The organism is Nocardioides sp. LHG3406-4, from assembly GCF_049897745.1.
Lineage (GTDB): Bacteria > Actinomycetota > Actinomycetes > Propionibacteriales > Nocardioidaceae > Nocardioides.
The window spans coordinates 770,394-784,989 of record NZ_JAFCWV010000001.1 but is presented as its reverse complement, the minus strand read 5'-3'; the positions used below and the strand labels follow the sequence as shown (position 1 = coordinate 784,989).

Here is a 14,596-nt window from a genome sequence, read left to right as displayed (position 1 = left end):
TCTGTCCCGATCATGGGGCGGGTCGTTCTGGTCACGGGTGTCTCCCGGGACATCGGGCGCCGCTTCGCGCGGGCGGCCACGGCCGACCCCTCCATCGATCGCGTCATCGGCGTGGACGTCGTCCCGCCGCGTGGTGACATCGGCGCCGTCTCCTTCGTCCGCGCCGACATCCGCAACTCCGTCATCGCCAAGGTCATCGCCAAGGAGGACGTCGACACCGTCGTCCACATGAGCGTGATCGCGACCCCCGGCAGCGCCGGTGGCCGCAACACGATGAAGGAGCTCAACGTCATCGGGACGATGCAGCTCCTCGCGGCCTGCCAGGCGGCTCCGGGCGTGCGGCGTCTGGTCGTGAAGTCGACTACCACGGTGTACGGCGCCAGCAGCCGCGACCCGGCCATGTTCACCGAGGACATGGGCCCCAAGTCGCTGCCCCGCTCCGGCTACGCCAAGGACGTCTACGAGATCGAGGGCTACGTCCGCGGGTTCGCCCGCCGCCGTCCCGACGTCGCGGTGACCCTGCTCCGCGCGGCCAACGTGATCGGCCCGCACGTCGTCAGCCCGATCACCTCCTACTTCCGGCTGCCCCTGGTGCCGACCGTGCTCGGCTTCAACCCACGGCTCCAGTTCCTCCACGAGGACGACCTGCTGGCGGTGCTCCGGCACGCTGCCACGCGCGAGGTCAGCGGCACCTTCAACGTCGCGGGTGACGGCGTACTCATGCTCTCGCAGGCGCTGCGACGCATCGAGAAGCCGAGCGTGCCGCTGCCCGGCTTCGCCGTGGGCCGCACGGGCAGCCTGCTGCGCTCGGCACGGCTGGCCGACTTCTCGCCCGAGCAGATCGGCTTCCTCACCTACGGCCGCGGCGTCGACACCACGCGGATGCGCGCCGAGCTGGAGTTCACCCCGAGCTTCACCACCGAGATGGCCTTCGCGGACTTCGGGGTGTCCCTGGGCGCCCCGCGGCGCACCGCCGGGGGTGTCGTCAGTGTCTGAGCACGACGCGCAGATCATCCCGATCGGCACCTCCGGGCGGCCCGGCCGCGGCACCGGAAAGGCCAAGCCCTCGTCGGCCGCCCGCAGCCTGGCTCCCGCGAAGAGCAAGCCGGCCCGCAAGCCGGCGCCGGCGCCGGTCCCCGGGAAGCCGGCCGTCGAGAGGCCGACCGTCGAGAGGCCGACGCCGCCGGCGTCGGACCCGGCCGAGCCCCGGAGGCCCCGCGCCTCCGCGAAGCCCGCGAGCCCCGAGCCGCAGACCAGTGCGACCACCGCCAGCGACCGCCACCCGCTGGCCGGCATCCCGGTCGGCGACTGGCTCGGCGCCTTCCAGCAGGCCGCCGCGGAGCTCTTCGGCGACGAGTGGGAGCGCCGCCTGGCCGAGTTCCTCGCCTTCCTGCGCCGGCGCCTCGAAGGGGGCTACACCGTCGACGAGTACGGCTTCGACCAGGAGTTCACCGAGCGGTTCTTCCTGGCGGCGCTGCGTCCGATCGCGGAGAAGTGGTTCCGCATCGAGGTGCGTGGCATCGAGAACATCCCCACCGACGGCGGCGCCCTGGTGGTGTCCAACCACTCCGGCACGGTCCCGGTCGACGGGCTGATGACGATGGTCGCCATCCACGACCGCACCGGCCGCTTCCTGCGCCCGCTCGGCGCCGACCTGCTCTTCAAGATGCCGATGGTGAGCAGCATGGCCCGCAAGGGCGGCGCCACGCTCGCGTGCAACGATGACGCCGAGCGGATGCTCAACGACGGCGAGCTCGTGGGCGTCTGGCCCGAGGGCTTCAAGGGCATCGGCAAGCAGTGGTCCGAGCGCTACAAGCTGCAGCGGTTCGGTCGTGGCGGGTTCGTCTCCGCGGCGCTGCGCACCGGCGTACCCATCGTGCCGCTCTCGGTCGTCGGCGCCGAGGAGATCTACCCGCTGGTCGGCAACCTCCCGTCCCTGGCGCGGCTGCTCGGCATGCCGTACATCCCGATCACGCCGCTCTTCCCGTGGCTCGGCCCCCTGGGCCTGGTGCCGTTGCCGTCGAAGTGGCTGCTGGAGTTCGGGGAGCCGATCCGCACCGACTCCTACGGTGAGGCCGAGGCCGAGGACCCGATGCTCGTCTTCAACGTCACCGATCAGGTGCGCGAGACGATCCAGCAGACGCTCTACACCCTGCTGCTCGACCGGCAGTCGGTCTTCGGCTGACCCTCCCCTGATCAGGGGTGCCGGCCGCCGAGACCGCCCGTGAGCCCGCCTGTGAGCCCGCCTGTGAGATTGCCGAGCCCGCCCGTGATGCCACCGAGGGTGCCGGAGAGCCCGCCGAGCGTGCCGTCGACAACCTCGCCGGTGCCCTGGAGGACGTCCTCGACGCCGTCGACCACGCCACCGACGACCCCGCCGTCGTTGGTGCCGGTGCCGGTCAGGGGGCCGGTGATGGTGTCGATCACGTCGGTCGCGGTGTCGGCGGTGTCCTTGCCGATGTCCGTGGTGCTGCCGGGCGGCTGCGTGGGTGGCGGCGCGGGTGGGTTCGGCACCGGTGGGGTGCCGGTCTTGTCACCCGTGTCGCGTCCCTTGTCACCGGTGTCACCGGTGTCACCGGTGTCACCGGTCTTGTCCCCGATGTCGCCGGTGTCGACCCGCGGGTCGCCCGTGTCGCCCGTGTCGCCGGTGTCTGAGGTGTCCGTGGCTCCGGTGTCCCCCCGGTCGCCGGTGTGCCGGCCGCCGTCGGCGGCGTCGCCGCCGGGGACGTCGGTGGGCCGGGGCGGCTCGCTGCCGGGCAGGGAGGCCGGCAGGCTCACCGCACCCGAGATCCCGGCGGAGGCCAGCACCGTGGGGATCTCGGAGACGCCGGCACCGTCGCAGGTCGGGCACGCCGTGGCGGCCCGGGCGTCCAGCGCGGCGAGGGTGCGGGCGGCCTGCACCAGCTCGTCGCGGGAGCCGGCGGGCAGGATCTCCTCGACCCGCGCGAGCATGGTCATGCTGGTGCCGTTGAAGTCGCGCAGCTCGGTGACGGAGCGCTCGCGGCCCGTGCGTCGGTAGTCGTCGAGCAGCAGGTCGCCCGCCTGGGTGGCCTGGCTGGAGAAGGTGTCGAGCGCGCCCGGCAGCGCGGCGACCCCGCTGGGACTGCCGTCGCGTGCGACCTGGTCGACCTCCTCGAGGCGGTCCGTGGCGTTCGCGAGCAGCATGGAGGCCTTCGACCGGTCGTCCATGGTCACGTCGGTGCGGACGTCCTCGATCGCCCGCTTGACCGGGTAGAGCGTCTCGCCCGGCAGCGCGCCCTGGGCTGCCACGGCCACCGAGGCGGTGGCGCCGACCAACGCCGCTCCGCCGAGCACGGCCGCGATGCGGCGCTGGCGGCGGCGTACGCCGGTGGCTGGGGCCGGGAGCCTTAGTCGGGCCTCGGAGGCCGTTTCGACCTGCACCAGCACCGAGTCGGCCTCGGCCATCAGCCGGGCCCGCAGGTCGGCGACATAGTCGGCACGCGGGGTCGGTGGAGCGACCGCGCGGATCTGGCCGACGAGCTCGAGCAGGGGCGCGAGAGCGGCCGCGTCGCGCCCGGTCACGCTCGAGAGGTCGAGGCTCCCCGACAAGGCGCTCTCGAACTCCTCGGCCTGCCGACGGGCAGTGAAGACAAGTGTCATCGCCGCCGTCCTCGCTGAGCTGCCTGGCTTCCGGCTCGATCGTCCGAAAGTGCGTTCGACCGATCCAACGACGGGTGGTCCTCGGAGGTTACGCAGAGGGGACGGGACGTCCAGACCGCTGCTCGCATCAGGACAGCACCTCCTCGGGCAGGCGCTTGGCCAGGTTGCGTACGCCGCGCAGCTGGAGCTGCTTGACGGCGCCCTCGCTGCGCTCGAGGACCGCCGCGGTCTCGGCGATCGAGAAGCCCTGGAGGAACCTCATCACCAGGCAGTCGCGCTGCTCGGCGGGCAGGTCCTTGAGGGCGCGCAGCAGGACCTCGTTGGTGAGCCCGGCGAGCACCTCGTCCTCGGGGCCGTCGGTGACGTCGTCATGGGCGGCCATGTCGTCGGTCGTCATCTCCAGCCGGGTGCGTCCGGACTTGAAGTGGTCGGTGGCGAGGTTGCGCGCGATGGTCATCAGCCACGCGCCGAAGTCCTTGCCCTGCCAACGGAAGCCGTTCATGGCGCGCAGCGCCCGGAAGAACGTCTCGGAGGCGAGGTCGTCGGCGAGGGTCACCGAGCGCGTCCGGTAGTAGAGGAAGCGGTGCACCGACGGGTGGTAGTGGTCGAAGAGGAGGCCGAACGCCTCCTTGTCACCGGTGCGCGCCAGCTCGACCAGGGCGATCAGCCGGGTGCGGTCGGCCTCGGACTCCTCGGAGGACGCGGCGAGGTCGGCGTCGCCGAAGCCGCCCGGTCCGCTGCCGCCGGCGAGAGCCGGCTCGCGCTCGGACGGCATCGCCGCCTCGGCGTACAGGATGGACGGCCCGGCCGGCGAGAGCCGGGGACTGCTGACGGCGAGGACGGCCCATCGAAGCGCGTCGAGACCACGCGCAAGATCGTGCTCTCCCAGCATGTGTACGTCCTCCCACGGCCGTCCCCCACGGCCCACCCAAGAGTAGGGGGGCTTGCGCTCGATGTGAACCGTTTCGGCGCAGATTCGCCCGGAAGGCTCAGGAGTGCCCGCGCCGCTCCTTGAGCGCCATGCCCGCGGCGACGGTGCCCGCCGCGGCGCCGGCGAGCGCGGCGGCCATCAGCCCGGCACGCGCGGCCTTGCGCCCGGTGCGGTAGTCGCGGATGCGCCAGCCCTGCTGGCGGGCGTGCGCGCGAAGCGTGGCGTCGGGGTTGATCGCGACCGGGTCGCCGACGAGCGAGAGCATGGGCAGGTCGTTGGCCGAGTCGGAGTACGCCGAGCAGCGCGCCAGGTCCAGGCCCTCTCGGGCGGCCAGTGCCTTGACCGCCTCGGCCTTGGCGGGCCCGTGGAGCATCTCGCCCACGAGGCGGCCGGTGTAGACGCCGTTCTCGTGCTCGGCGACGGTGCCCATCGCCCCGGTGAGGCCGAGGCGTCGGGCGATGATCTGGGCGATCTCGATGGGGGCCGCGGTCACCAGCCAGACCCGCTGCCCCTCGTCGAGGTGCAGCTGCGCGAGGGCGCGGGTGCCCGGCCAGATGCGGTGGGCCATCGCCTCGTCGAAGATCTCCTCGCCCAGCTCCTCGAGCTCGGTGACGGTGTGGCCGGCGATGAAGCTCAGCGCCGAGCTGCGCGCGTCGGCGACGTGCTCGGGGTCCTCGACGCCGACGATGCGGAAGTAGGCCTGCTTCCAGGCCGCACCCAGGATCTCGCGCGTCGTGAAGAACTCGCGGCGGTGCAGGCCACGGGCCAGGTGGAAGATGCTCGCACCCTGCATGACGGTGTTGTCGACGTCGAAGAAGGCGGCGCTGTCGGTGTCGACGGGGTGGTCGAGGGCCGTCTCCACCTCCGCCGCGGCGGCTGCGGCCTCGCCGGCGAGCTTCGATCGGCGCTGCAGGTTGGACGCGCGTCGCGGCTTCTCGGGCGGGCTCACGGCCACAGCCTAGGGCCAGATCGGGGGCCCCTCGGGTGTGGAAGTATCACCTCATGCCGCGCATCACCGACGTCTCAGAGCTCGTGGCGCTCGCCTGTGACGAGTGTCCTGAGCGGCTGGCCGTCGTCGAGGCCGGTGGGCGGTCCCTCACCTGGGAGGCGCTGGAGGACGAGGTGGCGCGGCTCGCGACCGGCCTCGGTCACCTCGGCGCGCTCGCCGGGTCCCGAGTCATGGTCGTGCTGGGCAACCGCCTCGAGTTCGTGACGTCCTATCTCGGGGTGCTGCGGGCCCAGGCGGTCGCCGTACCGGTCAATCCGCGGTCCACGGCCGACGAGCTCGAGCGGATGCTCGCGGACTCCGGGTCCCGGGTCGTGATCGCCGACGCCGACACCGCCGAGACCGTGCGCGAGGCCGCGTCGCGGCTGCCGTCCCGGCCCCACGTCGTGCTCGTCGGCGTCGCCACGACCGAGGGCGAGACGTCGTACGACGACCTGTTGGCGCCCGAGGCCAGGGCGGTGCCTCCGCTGCGCGACCCGGAGAAGCTGGCCGCGCTCCTCTACACGAGCGGCACGTCCGGACGCCCGCGCGGGGCGATGCTGACCCATCGGGCGCTGCTGGCCAACATCGACCAGGTGGCCCGGGTCGAGCCGCCGATGATCCACGGCGACGACGTGGTGCTGGGCGTGCTGCCGCTCTTCCACGTCTACGGCCTCAACGCGGTGCTCGGCGGAGTGCTGCGTCACCGCGCCAAGCTGCTGCTGGTCGACCGCTACGACCCGCAGAGCACGCTCTACCTCATCGAGGACGAGGCCTGCTCGGTCGTCCCGGTCGCGCCGCCGGTGTTCGCGCACTGGCTGCAGGTCGAGCGGCTCGCCGAGCGGCTCGGTCCGGTCCGCCTGATGCTCTCGGGCTCGGCCCCGCTGAGCTCGGAGGTCATCGAGCGGTTCAAGGCGACGTCGGGCATCGACATCCACCAGGGGTACGGCCTCACCGAGGCGGCACCGGTCGTCACCAGCACCCTGTGCAGCCAGGTGGCGCAGCCGGGCTCGGTCGGTGCGGCCCTGCCCGGCATCGACATCCGGCTGGTCGACGACCGCGGCGCGACGCCGGCCGGTGAGGACCCGGGCGAGATCTCGATCCGCGGCGACAACCTCTTCAGCGGCTACTGGCCCGACGGCGCCGGCGGCCCCGACGCCGACGGCTGGTGGGCGACGGGGGACGTCGGCTTCCTCGACGCCACCGGCGACCTGTTCCTGGTCGACCGCCTCAAGGAGCTCGTCATCGTCTCCGGGTTCAACGTCTACCCCTCCGAGGTCGAGGACGTCATCCGCGAGGTGCCCGCGGTCGCCGACGCGGCGGTGATCGGCGCCCCCGACGAGAGCACCGGCGAGGCGGTGATCGCCTACGTCGTACCCGCGACGCCGTCGGCCGACGTCGCCGAGGCCGTCCGAGCCCACGTCGGCACGCGGCTGGCGCGGTTCAAGCAGCCGGCCCGGATCGAGGTCGTCGACGAGCTGCCGCTGACCGTCACCGGCAAGGTGCAGAAGGGGCGGCTGCGGGGCCTCGAGCGCCGCCGCGCGCACGGCCTGCTCGAGTGACCGCCCGGGTCACCCTCTACGGCCGCGACGGCTGCCACCTCTGCGACGAGGCCAGGGCCGTCGTCGCCGCGGTCTGCGCGGAGCTCGGCGAGGAGTTCGACGAGGTCGACGTCGACACCGACGCGGCTCTCCAGGACCGTTTCGGCGAGGAGGTCCCGGTGACCTTCGTCGACGGCCGCCAGCACGACTTCTGGCGCGTCGACCCCGCTCGCCTCCGCGCCGCCCTGGCCACCGACCGGGGGTAGCCCCGAGGGGTCGGGGTGGGTCTGGTCACACGCGGCCCGCTCAGTTTGTTCTCACGTTCACAAACTCCTACAGTGAATGCGCCGACCGACCTGAAACGGACCGTCGCTAGTCCGGGATCGGTCTGCTGGAAAGAAGCACCAGTGAGCGCACGGAACTCCGCCGACCCGGCCCGGGACATCCCCGAGGCGACGGTCGCGCGACTGCCGGTCTACCTCCGTGCCCTGACCACGCTCGTCGACACCGGCACGGCCACCTGCTCCAGCGAGGAGCTCGCCCAGGCCGCGGGCGTCAACAGCGCCAAGCTCCGCAAGGACCTCTCCTACCTGGGCTCCTACGGCACCCGTGGTGTTGGGTACGACGTGGAGTACCTGCGCTACCAGATCGCCCGCGAGATCGGGGTGACCCAGGACTGGCCCGTCGTCATCGTCGGCATCGGCAACCTGGGCCACGCGCTGGCCAACTACTCCGGCTTCCGCAGCCGCGGCTTCCGCGTCGTGGCGCTGCTCGACGCCGACCCGAGCCGGCACGAGGAGGTCGTCGCGGGCGTCGACGTCCGCCCGTTCGACGACCTCGAGCAGATCGTGGCCGAGCAGGACGTCGCCATCGGGGTCATCGCCACTCCCGCGATCGCCGCCCAGGACGTCGCCGACCGGATGGTCGCGGCCGGCATCACCAGCATCCTCAACTTCGCGCCCGGGGTCATCTCGGTGCCCGACGGTGTCGACGTACGCAAGGTCGACCTGTCCATCGAGCTGCAGATCTTGGCCTACCACGAGCAGCGCAAGTCATCGGCCGCCGAGGTGATCGCATGAGCGTGCTCGTGGTGGGCATCTCCCACAAGACCGCCCCGGTCGCGCTGCTGGAGCGGCTGGCGCTCGACGCCGACGGCGCCCGCAAGCTCGCGCTCGACGCGGCGGCGAGCGAGCACGTGAGCGAGGCAGCCGTCATCGCGACGTGCAACCGCCTCGAGATCTATGCCGACGTCGACCGCTTCCACGGCAGCGTCGAGGAGGTCAGCCGGCTCATCGTCGACCGCGCCGACGAGCCGACCGAGTCGTTGGTGCCGCACCTCTACGTCCACTACGACGACGGTGCCGTCTCGCACCTGTTCCACGTCGCCGCCGGCCTCGACTCGATGGTCGTCGGCGAGGGCCAGATCCTCGGGCAGGCACGTGAGGCGCTGCGTGCCGGCCAGGAGCTCGGCACTCTCGGCCCGGCCCTCAACCTGCTCTTCCAGCAGGCGCTGCGCGTCGGCAAGCGCACCCACGCCGAGACCGACATCGACGGTGCCGCTCCGTCGCTGGTGACGGCGGCCCTCGACCACGCCACCGGTGTGCGCGGAGGCGTCGCCGGCGCGCACGTCGTGGTCGTCGGGGCCGGGGCGATGGCGTCGCTCGCCACCGCCACCGTCTCGCGTCTGGGGGCCGCGTCGATCACCGTCGTGAACCGTTCCAGCGAGAAGGCCGACCGGCTCGCCCGGGAGTACGCCGCCCGGTCGCTGCCGCTGGAGTCACTGTCCGGCGCGCTGGCCGAGGCCGACGTACTCATCACCTGCACCGGCGCCTCGGGCCTCCTCGTCACCAAGGCGACGGTCGAGGCCGCCCGCGGCGGCCGCGACGAGCCGCTCGAGATCATCGACCTGGCCCTGCCTCACGACGTCGACCCGGCGGTCACGGAGCTGCCGAACGTCCGCCTCACCGACCTGGCCATGCTCGCCGACCAGCTGCGCGACGTGCCGGCCGCCAAGGACGTGGCCGGCGTCCGCGAGATCGTCGCGCAGGAGATCTCGGCCTTCCTCTCCGCTCGCCGGCAGTCGCAGGTCACCCCGACCGTCGTGGCGCTGCGCTCGATGGCCACCGGGGTCGTCGACACCGAGATGGCGCGCCTCGACGCCCGGCTCGCCGACCTCGACCCCGGCATCCGGGCGGAGGTCCTGCAGACCCTGCGCCGGGTCGCCGACAAGCTGCTCCACCAGCCGACCGTCCGCGTCAAGGAGCTGGCCAACGAGACCGGGGCGGTGTCCTACGCCGCCGCGCTCGCCGAGCTCTTCTCGCTCGATCCCGACGCGGTCGAGGCGGTCACGCGCGCCGGCGTCGAGCGCGGGGAGGGCGAGCGATGACCATCCCCCCTGTGCCCCTGCGTCTGGGCACCCGGGCCTCGACCCTGGCGACCACCCAGTCCGGCCTGGTGGCCGCGATGGTCCGCGAGCGGCTCGGCCGTGAGGTGGAGCTCGTCGAGGTCAGCACCGAGGGAGACCGCACCGGCGCGCCGCTGGCCCAGCTCGGGGGCACCGGCGTCTTCGTCAGCGCGCTGCGCGAGGCCCTGCTCGCAGGCGAGGTCGACCTCGCCGTCCACTCGCTCAAGGATCTCCCGACCGGGCCGGCAGCAGGCATCGCACTGGCCGCCGTCCCCGCCCGCGAGGACCCGCGCGACGTCGTCGTCGCCCGCGACGGGCTCACCCTGGGCGAGCTGCCCCCCGGCTCGCGCGTCGGCACCGGCAGCCCTCGTCGGGCCGCCCAGCTCCACGCGCTCGGCCTCGGGCTCGACGTCGTGGGCATCCGCGGCAACGTCGACACCCGCATCCGCAAGGTCACCGACGGGACGTACGACGCCGTCGTCCTGGCCCGTGCCGGCCTCGCTCGCCTGGGCCGTCTCGACGAAGTCACCGAGGTCCTCGACCCGCTCCAGATGCTGCCCGCTCCGGGCCAGGGCGCGCTCGCCGTCGAGTGCCGCGCCGACGCCGCCGAATTGGTGGAAGCGCTCGCGACGTTGGACGATCCCCACACGAGGGTTGCCATCGAGGCCGAGCGGGCCGTGCTGGCAGCACTCGAGGCCGGGTGCTCTGCACCGCTGGGAGCCTTGGCCGAGGTCGTCGAAGGCGAGGACGGGGACGAGCTGTGGGTCCGGGCGATCGCCCTGTCCCTCGACGGTGGGTTGTCGGTCCGGATGAGCGCGACCGGTGCACCCGAGGACGCGGTGGGCGTCGGCTCCCGACTGGCGGGCGAGATGCTCGCCGACGGAGCAGCAGCCCTGATGGCACCAGCAGCGCCCCAAGCAGCGCCCGATCCAACGCCCGAAGCAGCGCCCGGTTCAACGCCCGAAGCAATGAAGGCACAGTGAGGAAGCAGCACGCATGACTCGAGGCAAGACCACCGCTCCCGCCAAGTCCGGCACGAACGACAAGACCACCAGCACTCGTGGCTGGGTGGCGTTCGTCGGCGCTGGCCCCGGTGACCCCGGTCTGTTGACGGTGCGCGCCGTCGAGCTCCTGCGCGAGGCCGAGGTGGTCGTCACCGAGGCCCCCGAGCACGAGCAGATGGTGCGCACGCTGCTCGGCCTGCCTGCACCGGCCGACACCGACCCTGAGGCCGACGGCCAGCCAGCCGTCCAGCCTGTTGGTGAGCCACCGGCCGGCCCGGAGTTCGTCGACGGCGGCTTCGGCGACGACGGGCAGCCGCTCACCCACGCCAACCGGTCGAAGGTCGTCGTCAGGCACGGCAAGAGGTCCCGCGTGGTGCGCCTGATGACCGGCGACCCGTTCCTCTACTCCTCCGGCCCCGAAGAGGCGCAGGCCTGCGTCAAGGCCGGCATCGGCTTCGAGATCGTGCCCGGCGTCTCGTCGGTCTCGGCGGTCCCGGCGTACGCCGGCATCCCGCTGACGACCAAGACCAACCGCGAGATCGCGGTGGTGACCTGCGGCGGACCCGTCGACTGGAGCCAGTACGCCGACGAGCGAACGCTCGTGCTGCTCTCGGGCGTCGGCTGCATCGGCGAGACCGCCGCCGCGCTCGTCACCGCCGGTCGCTCGCCGCAGACCCCGGTCGCCGTCACCCGGGTCGGCACCACCACCGAGCAGACCACGCTGGTCTCCACGCTCGAGCAGGTGGCCGCCGACGTGCGAGCCGCTCGCGTCGCCCCGCCGGCGATCATCGTGGTCGGCGACGTCGTCGACCTGCGCCAGACGCTGTCGTGGTTCGAGACCAAGCCGCTCTTCGGCTGGCGCGTACTGGTGCCCCGCACCAAGGAGCAGGCCGGCACCGTCTCCACCCGCCTGCGGGGCTACGGCGCCGTGCCCGAGGAGGTCCCGACCATCTCGGTCGAGCCGCCCCGCAACCCGCTCCAGATGGACAAGGCCGTGCGCGGCCTGGTCGAGGGCCGCTACGAGTGGATCGCGTTCACGTCGGTCAACGCCGTCAAGGCTGTCCGCGAGAAGTTCGAGGAGTACGGCCTCGACGCCCGCGCCTTCTCCGGGCTCAAGATCGCCGCTGTCGGTGACAAGACCGCCGAGGCGATCGCCGGGTGGGGCCTGCGGGCCGACCTGATGCCGTCCGGCGAGCAGTCCGCCGCCGGCCTGCTGGCCGACTGGCCGGAGTACGACGACCTGCTCGATCCCATCAACCGGGTCTTCCTGCCGCGCGCCGACATCGCCACCGAGACCCTGGTCGCCGGTCTCATCGACCTGGGCTGGGAGTGCGACGACGTCACGGCCTACCGCACGGTGCGGGCCACCCCGCCGCCGGCGCCGACGCGGGACGCGATCAAGACCGGCAAGTTCGACGCCGTGGTCTTCACCTCGTCGAGCACGGTGCGCAACCTGGTCGGCATTGCCGGCAAGCCGCACCCGTCGACGATCATCGCGGTCATCGGGCCCGCCACCGCCAAGACGGCCGAGGAGCACGGGCTGCGGGTCGACGTGCTCGCGCCACGGCCCGACGTGCACGAGCTGGTCGACGCGCTCGCCGACTTCGGCTCGGCCCGACGCCTGGCGATGCTGGACGCCGGCCAGCCGGTCACGCGGCCGTCCGAGCGAAAGCCCTCGGGCCGCCGGAAGGTCAGCTCGAAGTAGTGGCCGCCGGGGGAGCGCCCGACATCGAGCCGGTGACCACCGGCCCGGTGATCCGGCCACGCCGCCTGCGCCGTACGCCGTCGCTGCGGCGGATGGTGGCCGAGACGTCGCTCGAGGCCCGCCAGCTGGTGCTGCCGCTGTTCATCCGCGAGGGGCTCTCGGAGCCCCGACCGGTCAGCTCGATGCCCGGCGTCGTGCAGCACTCCCGCAGCTCGCTGCTCCGGGCCGCGGCCGAGGCGGCCGAGCTGGGGCTGGGCGGCGTGATGCTCTTCGGCATCCCCGAGCACAAGGACGCCGTCGGGTCTGGCGCGATCGACCCGGCCGGCGTCCTCAACCTCGCCATCACCGACGTCGTCGCCGAGGTGGGCGACGGGCTCACGGTCATGAGCGACCTGTGCCTCGACGAGTTCACCGACCACGGCCACTGCGGGCTGCTCACCGTCGACGGCCAGGTCGACAACGACCGGACCCTCGAGGCCTATGCCCGGATGGCTGTCGCGCAGGCGAGTGCCGGCGTCGACATGGTCGGACCCAGCGGCATGATGGACGGTCAGGTCGAGGTGGTGCGCTCCGCTCTCGACAGCGTCGAGCACGCCGACGTCTCGATCCTCGCCTACTCCGCGAAGTACGCCTCCGCCTACTTCGGTCCCTTCCGCGAGGCCGTCGACTCGTCCCTCGACGGTGACCGGCGCACCTACCAGCAGGATCCCGCCAACGCCCTCGAAGGCGTGCGCGAGGCCCTGCTCGACATCGACCAGGGCGCCGACATCGTCATGGTCAAGCCCGCCCTGGCCTATCTCGACGTCATCCGGATGGTGCGCGACGCGGTCGACGTGCCGGTCGCGGCCTACAACGTCTCGGGTGAGTACGCCATGGTCGAGGCGGCCGCGGCGAACGGCTGGATCGACCGGGAGGCGGCGATCCTCGAGACGCTCACGTCGATCCGGCGCGCAGGCGCCGACGTGGTGCTGACCTACTGGGCCGCCGAGGCCGCCCGGCTGCTCGCTCGCTGAGCCGCACCCCCGGCCCGACGGGGGCCAAAGCGGCGCGCCTGCCGAGCCGTCAGGGGTGGAGCAGGTTGTTGATGCAGGTGGTCAGCGCCTGGACGTTGAGCACCGAGATGCCCGAGGCGATGCACTGGGCCTGGGCCTGGGCGTAGGTCAGGACCGGCCCGACCGAGGGCACCGTGAGCGTGGGCAGGTCGGTCGGCAGGACAGTCGGCACGCTCACCGTGGGCGGGTTGGTGGGCACCTTGGTCGGCGGGTTGCCGGGGTCCTTGGTGGGCGGGTTCGTCGGCGGGTCGGCGGGCGGCTTGGTCGGTGGGGCGGTGGGAGGCGCGGTCGGGTCGTCGCGGCCGTCGCCCCGGTCTCCCTTGTCGCCCTTGTCCTTGTCCTTGCCGTCCCGGTCCGCGCCGCTCCTGCCGTCTCCCGTACCGCCCCTGCCCCGGCCGCCGGGGCCGGTGGTGTCGGGCAGGAACACGCGCGCGGCCGTCGTCGTGTTGGGCAGGGAGAGGTAGTCGCCGTCGAGGTAGGCGTGCATGATCGACAGCACCAGGTCGACGTAGTCGTTGCTGTGGTTGTAGCGGTAGACGGTGGCCCGCTGACCGGCCTCGCCGGAGAGGTCCTCGTCGCCCGAGCAGAGATAGACCGCGGTCGCGAGCGCCGCGTCGTCGATGTCCTGAGGGTTGCGCTTGCCGTCGCTGTCACCGTCGACGCCCACCACGGCCCAAGTGGACGGGATGAACTGCATCGGGCCGACCGCGCGGTCGAAGGTCGTGTCGTTGTCGTACTGGCCGGCGTCCGTGTCGCCGATCTCCTGGGTGTCGCCCCGGCCGTTGAGCGGGACGCCGTAGATGCCGGGCTTGGCCAGCCCGTTGTCGTCGAGGACGTTGCCGGCGTAGCGGCCGTGGTCGGACTCGACCCGACCGATCGCCGCGATGAGCTGCCACGAGACGTGGCAGCTCTTGTCGGCGGAGTTGATCACGGCCTCGGCCCGCTGGTAGGCCGCCAGCGCCGCCGCGGGGATGCCGCTGGGGGACGCCGACGCCACCACGCTCCGGGCGCTGCTGCCGCCGATGCCCGGGGCCACGACACCGGGGACCGACATGCTGGCCGGGGCCTCGACGGCCTGGCTGGGCACCCGGGTGCCGTCGGGGAGCGTGGTCCCCTCCCCGTCCGCTGAGGCGGTGCCCGCGCCCACCCCGGCCAGGCTCGCCGTCCACGCGGCCGAGAGCAGGGCCAGCGGCACGATCGCCGTGGCCTTCTGGATCCGTCCGAAGCGTGATGCCGACATTGGCTCCCCTGATGCCGAGTGTTGCGGTCCCCCGTCGTCGCCCCGCGCGAGCGGGCGACGATGACCCAACGAATGGTGTCACGGGGAGTTACGAGAGAGACGGTGTGCTCGCC

13 protein-coding genes are annotated in these 14,596 nt (G+C 72.7%); 9 read left to right on the top strand and 4 right to left on the bottom strand.

Annotation, left to right across the window (positions count from 1 at the left end; all coding sequences use genetic code 11):
* The first annotated feature begins 12 nt into the window (after positions 1-12).
* Both ACP7BP_RS03810 and ACP7BP_RS03805 read left to right on the top strand, forming a co-directional pair.
* Positions 13-996, top strand: a complete 984-nt coding sequence (locus ACP7BP_RS03810; RefSeq protein WP_426242647.1) for an NAD-dependent epimerase/dehydratase family protein — start codon at positions 13-15, stop codon at positions 994-996.
* The gene (locus ACP7BP_RS03805) at positions 989-2,185 is read left to right on the top strand and encodes a 1-acyl-sn-glycerol-3-phosphate acyltransferase (protein ID WP_426242646.1); all 1,197 of its coding nucleotides are present in this window, start codon (positions 989-991) and stop codon (positions 2,183-2,185) included. Before ACP7BP_RS03810 ends, ACP7BP_RS03805 begins: the two co-directional genes overlap by 8 nt.
* A gap of 11 nt (positions 2,186-2,196) precedes the next feature.
* Here ACP7BP_RS03805 and ACP7BP_RS03800 read toward each other — a convergent pair whose 3' ends face one another.
* The 3 genes from ACP7BP_RS03800 to ACP7BP_RS03790 all read right to left on the bottom strand — a co-directional run bounded on the left by ACP7BP_RS03800 (position 2,197) and on the right by ACP7BP_RS03790 (position 5,501).
* Positions 2,197-3,621, bottom strand: a complete 1,425-nt coding sequence (locus ACP7BP_RS03800) for a DUF5667 domain-containing protein (protein WP_426242644.1) — start codon at positions 3,619-3,621, stop codon at positions 2,197-2,199.
* Positions 3,622-3,748: 127 nt separating this feature from the next.
* Positions 3,749-4,513: a sigma-70 family RNA polymerase sigma factor gene (locus tag ACP7BP_RS03795; protein ID WP_426242642.1), complete on the bottom strand. Its 765-nt coding sequence runs from the start codon at positions 4,511-4,513 to the stop codon at positions 3,749-3,751.
* Between the two features lie 97 nt (positions 4,514-4,610).
* Positions 4,611-5,501 (bottom strand): HAD family hydrolase, encoded by an 891-nt coding sequence (locus ACP7BP_RS03790; RefSeq protein WP_426242640.1) that lies wholly within the window; start codon positions 5,499-5,501, stop codon positions 4,611-4,613.
* A gap of 53 nt (positions 5,502-5,554) precedes the next feature.
* On the opposite strand from ACP7BP_RS03790, the gene ACP7BP_RS03785 reads away from it, so the two are divergent.
* The 7 genes from ACP7BP_RS03785 to hemB all read left to right on the top strand — a co-directional run bounded on the left by ACP7BP_RS03785 (position 5,555) and on the right by hemB (position 13,204).
* The gene (locus tag ACP7BP_RS03785) at positions 5,555-7,099 is read left to right on the top strand and encodes a class I adenylate-forming enzyme family protein (RefSeq protein ID WP_426242638.1); all 1,545 of its coding nucleotides are present in this window, start codon (positions 5,555-5,557) and stop codon (positions 7,097-7,099) included.
* Entirely contained in the window at positions 7,096-7,344 is a 249-nt protein-coding gene (locus tag ACP7BP_RS03780; protein ID WP_426242637.1) for a glutaredoxin family protein, read from the top strand. The genes ACP7BP_RS03785 and ACP7BP_RS03780 overlap by 4 nt, the downstream gene beginning before the upstream one ends.
* Before the next feature lie 141 nt (positions 7,345-7,485).
* Positions 7,486-8,157 carry a redox-sensing transcriptional repressor Rex gene (locus ACP7BP_RS03775; protein WP_426242635.1) on the top strand — a complete coding sequence of 224 codons (672 nt, stop codon included), beginning with the start codon at positions 7,486-7,488 and terminating at the stop codon, positions 8,155-8,157.
* Positions 8,154-9,464: a glutamyl-tRNA reductase gene (locus ACP7BP_RS03770; RefSeq protein ID WP_426242633.1), complete on the top strand. Its 1,311-nt coding sequence runs from the start codon at positions 8,154-8,156 to the stop codon at positions 9,462-9,464. The genes ACP7BP_RS03775 and ACP7BP_RS03770 overlap by 4 nt, the downstream gene beginning before the upstream one ends.
* Positions 9,461-10,465 (top strand): hydroxymethylbilane synthase, encoded by a 1,005-nt coding sequence (gene hemC / locus ACP7BP_RS03765; protein ID WP_426242631.1) that lies wholly within the window; start codon positions 9,461-9,463, stop codon positions 10,463-10,465. Before ACP7BP_RS03770 ends, hemC begins: the two co-directional genes overlap by 4 nt.
* Before the next feature lie 13 nt (positions 10,466-10,478).
* A complete protein-coding gene (locus tag ACP7BP_RS03760; protein ID WP_426242629.1) occupies positions 10,479-12,191 on the top strand; it encodes a uroporphyrinogen-III synthase in 1,713 nt (570 codons plus the stop codon).
* Positions 12,191-13,204 (top strand): porphobilinogen synthase, encoded by a 1,014-nt coding sequence (hemB, locus tag ACP7BP_RS03755; protein ID WP_426242627.1) that lies wholly within the window; start codon positions 12,191-12,193, stop codon positions 13,202-13,204. Before ACP7BP_RS03760 ends, hemB begins: the two co-directional genes overlap by 1 nt.
* Before the next feature lie 49 nt (positions 13,205-13,253).
* Here the strand turns inward: hemB and ACP7BP_RS03750 are convergent, their stop codons facing one another.
* Positions 13,254-14,483, bottom strand: a complete 1,230-nt coding sequence (locus tag ACP7BP_RS03750; protein ID WP_426242625.1) for a lytic transglycosylase domain-containing protein — start codon at positions 14,481-14,483, stop codon at positions 13,254-13,256.
* Positions 14,484-14,596: the final 113 nt, after the last annotated feature.

Excerpts from the sequence above, each read along its gene's own strand:
- ACP7BP_RS03810 (WP_426242647.1), top strand. The coding sequence starts at position 13 with ATGGGGCGGGTCGTTCTGGTCACGGGTGTCTCCCGGGACATCGGGCGC.
- ACP7BP_RS03800 (WP_426242644.1), bottom strand. The coding sequence starts at position 3,621 with ATGACACTTGTCTTCACTGCCCGTCGGCAGGCCGAGGAGTTCGAGAGC.
- ACP7BP_RS03795 (WP_426242642.1), bottom strand. The coding sequence starts at position 4,513 with ATGCTGGGAGAGCACGATCTTGCGCGTGGTCTCGACGCGCTTCGATGG.
- ACP7BP_RS03785 (WP_426242638.1), top strand. The coding sequence starts at position 5,555 with ATGCCGCGCATCACCGACGTCTCAGAGCTCGTGGCGCTCGCCTGTGAC.
- ACP7BP_RS03770 (WP_426242633.1), top strand. The coding sequence starts at position 8,154 with ATGAGCGTGCTCGTGGTGGGCATCTCCCACAAGACCGCCCCGGTCGCG.
- hemC (WP_426242631.1), top strand. The coding sequence starts at position 9,461 with ATGACCATCCCCCCTGTGCCCCTGCGTCTGGGCACCCGGGCCTCGACC.
- ACP7BP_RS03760 (WP_426242629.1), top strand. The coding sequence starts at position 10,479 with ATGACTCGAGGCAAGACCACCGCTCCCGCCAAGTCCGGCACGAACGAC.
- ACP7BP_RS03750 (WP_426242625.1), bottom strand. The coding sequence starts at position 14,483 with ATGTCGGCATCACGCTTCGGACGGATCCAGAAGGCCACGGCGATCGTG.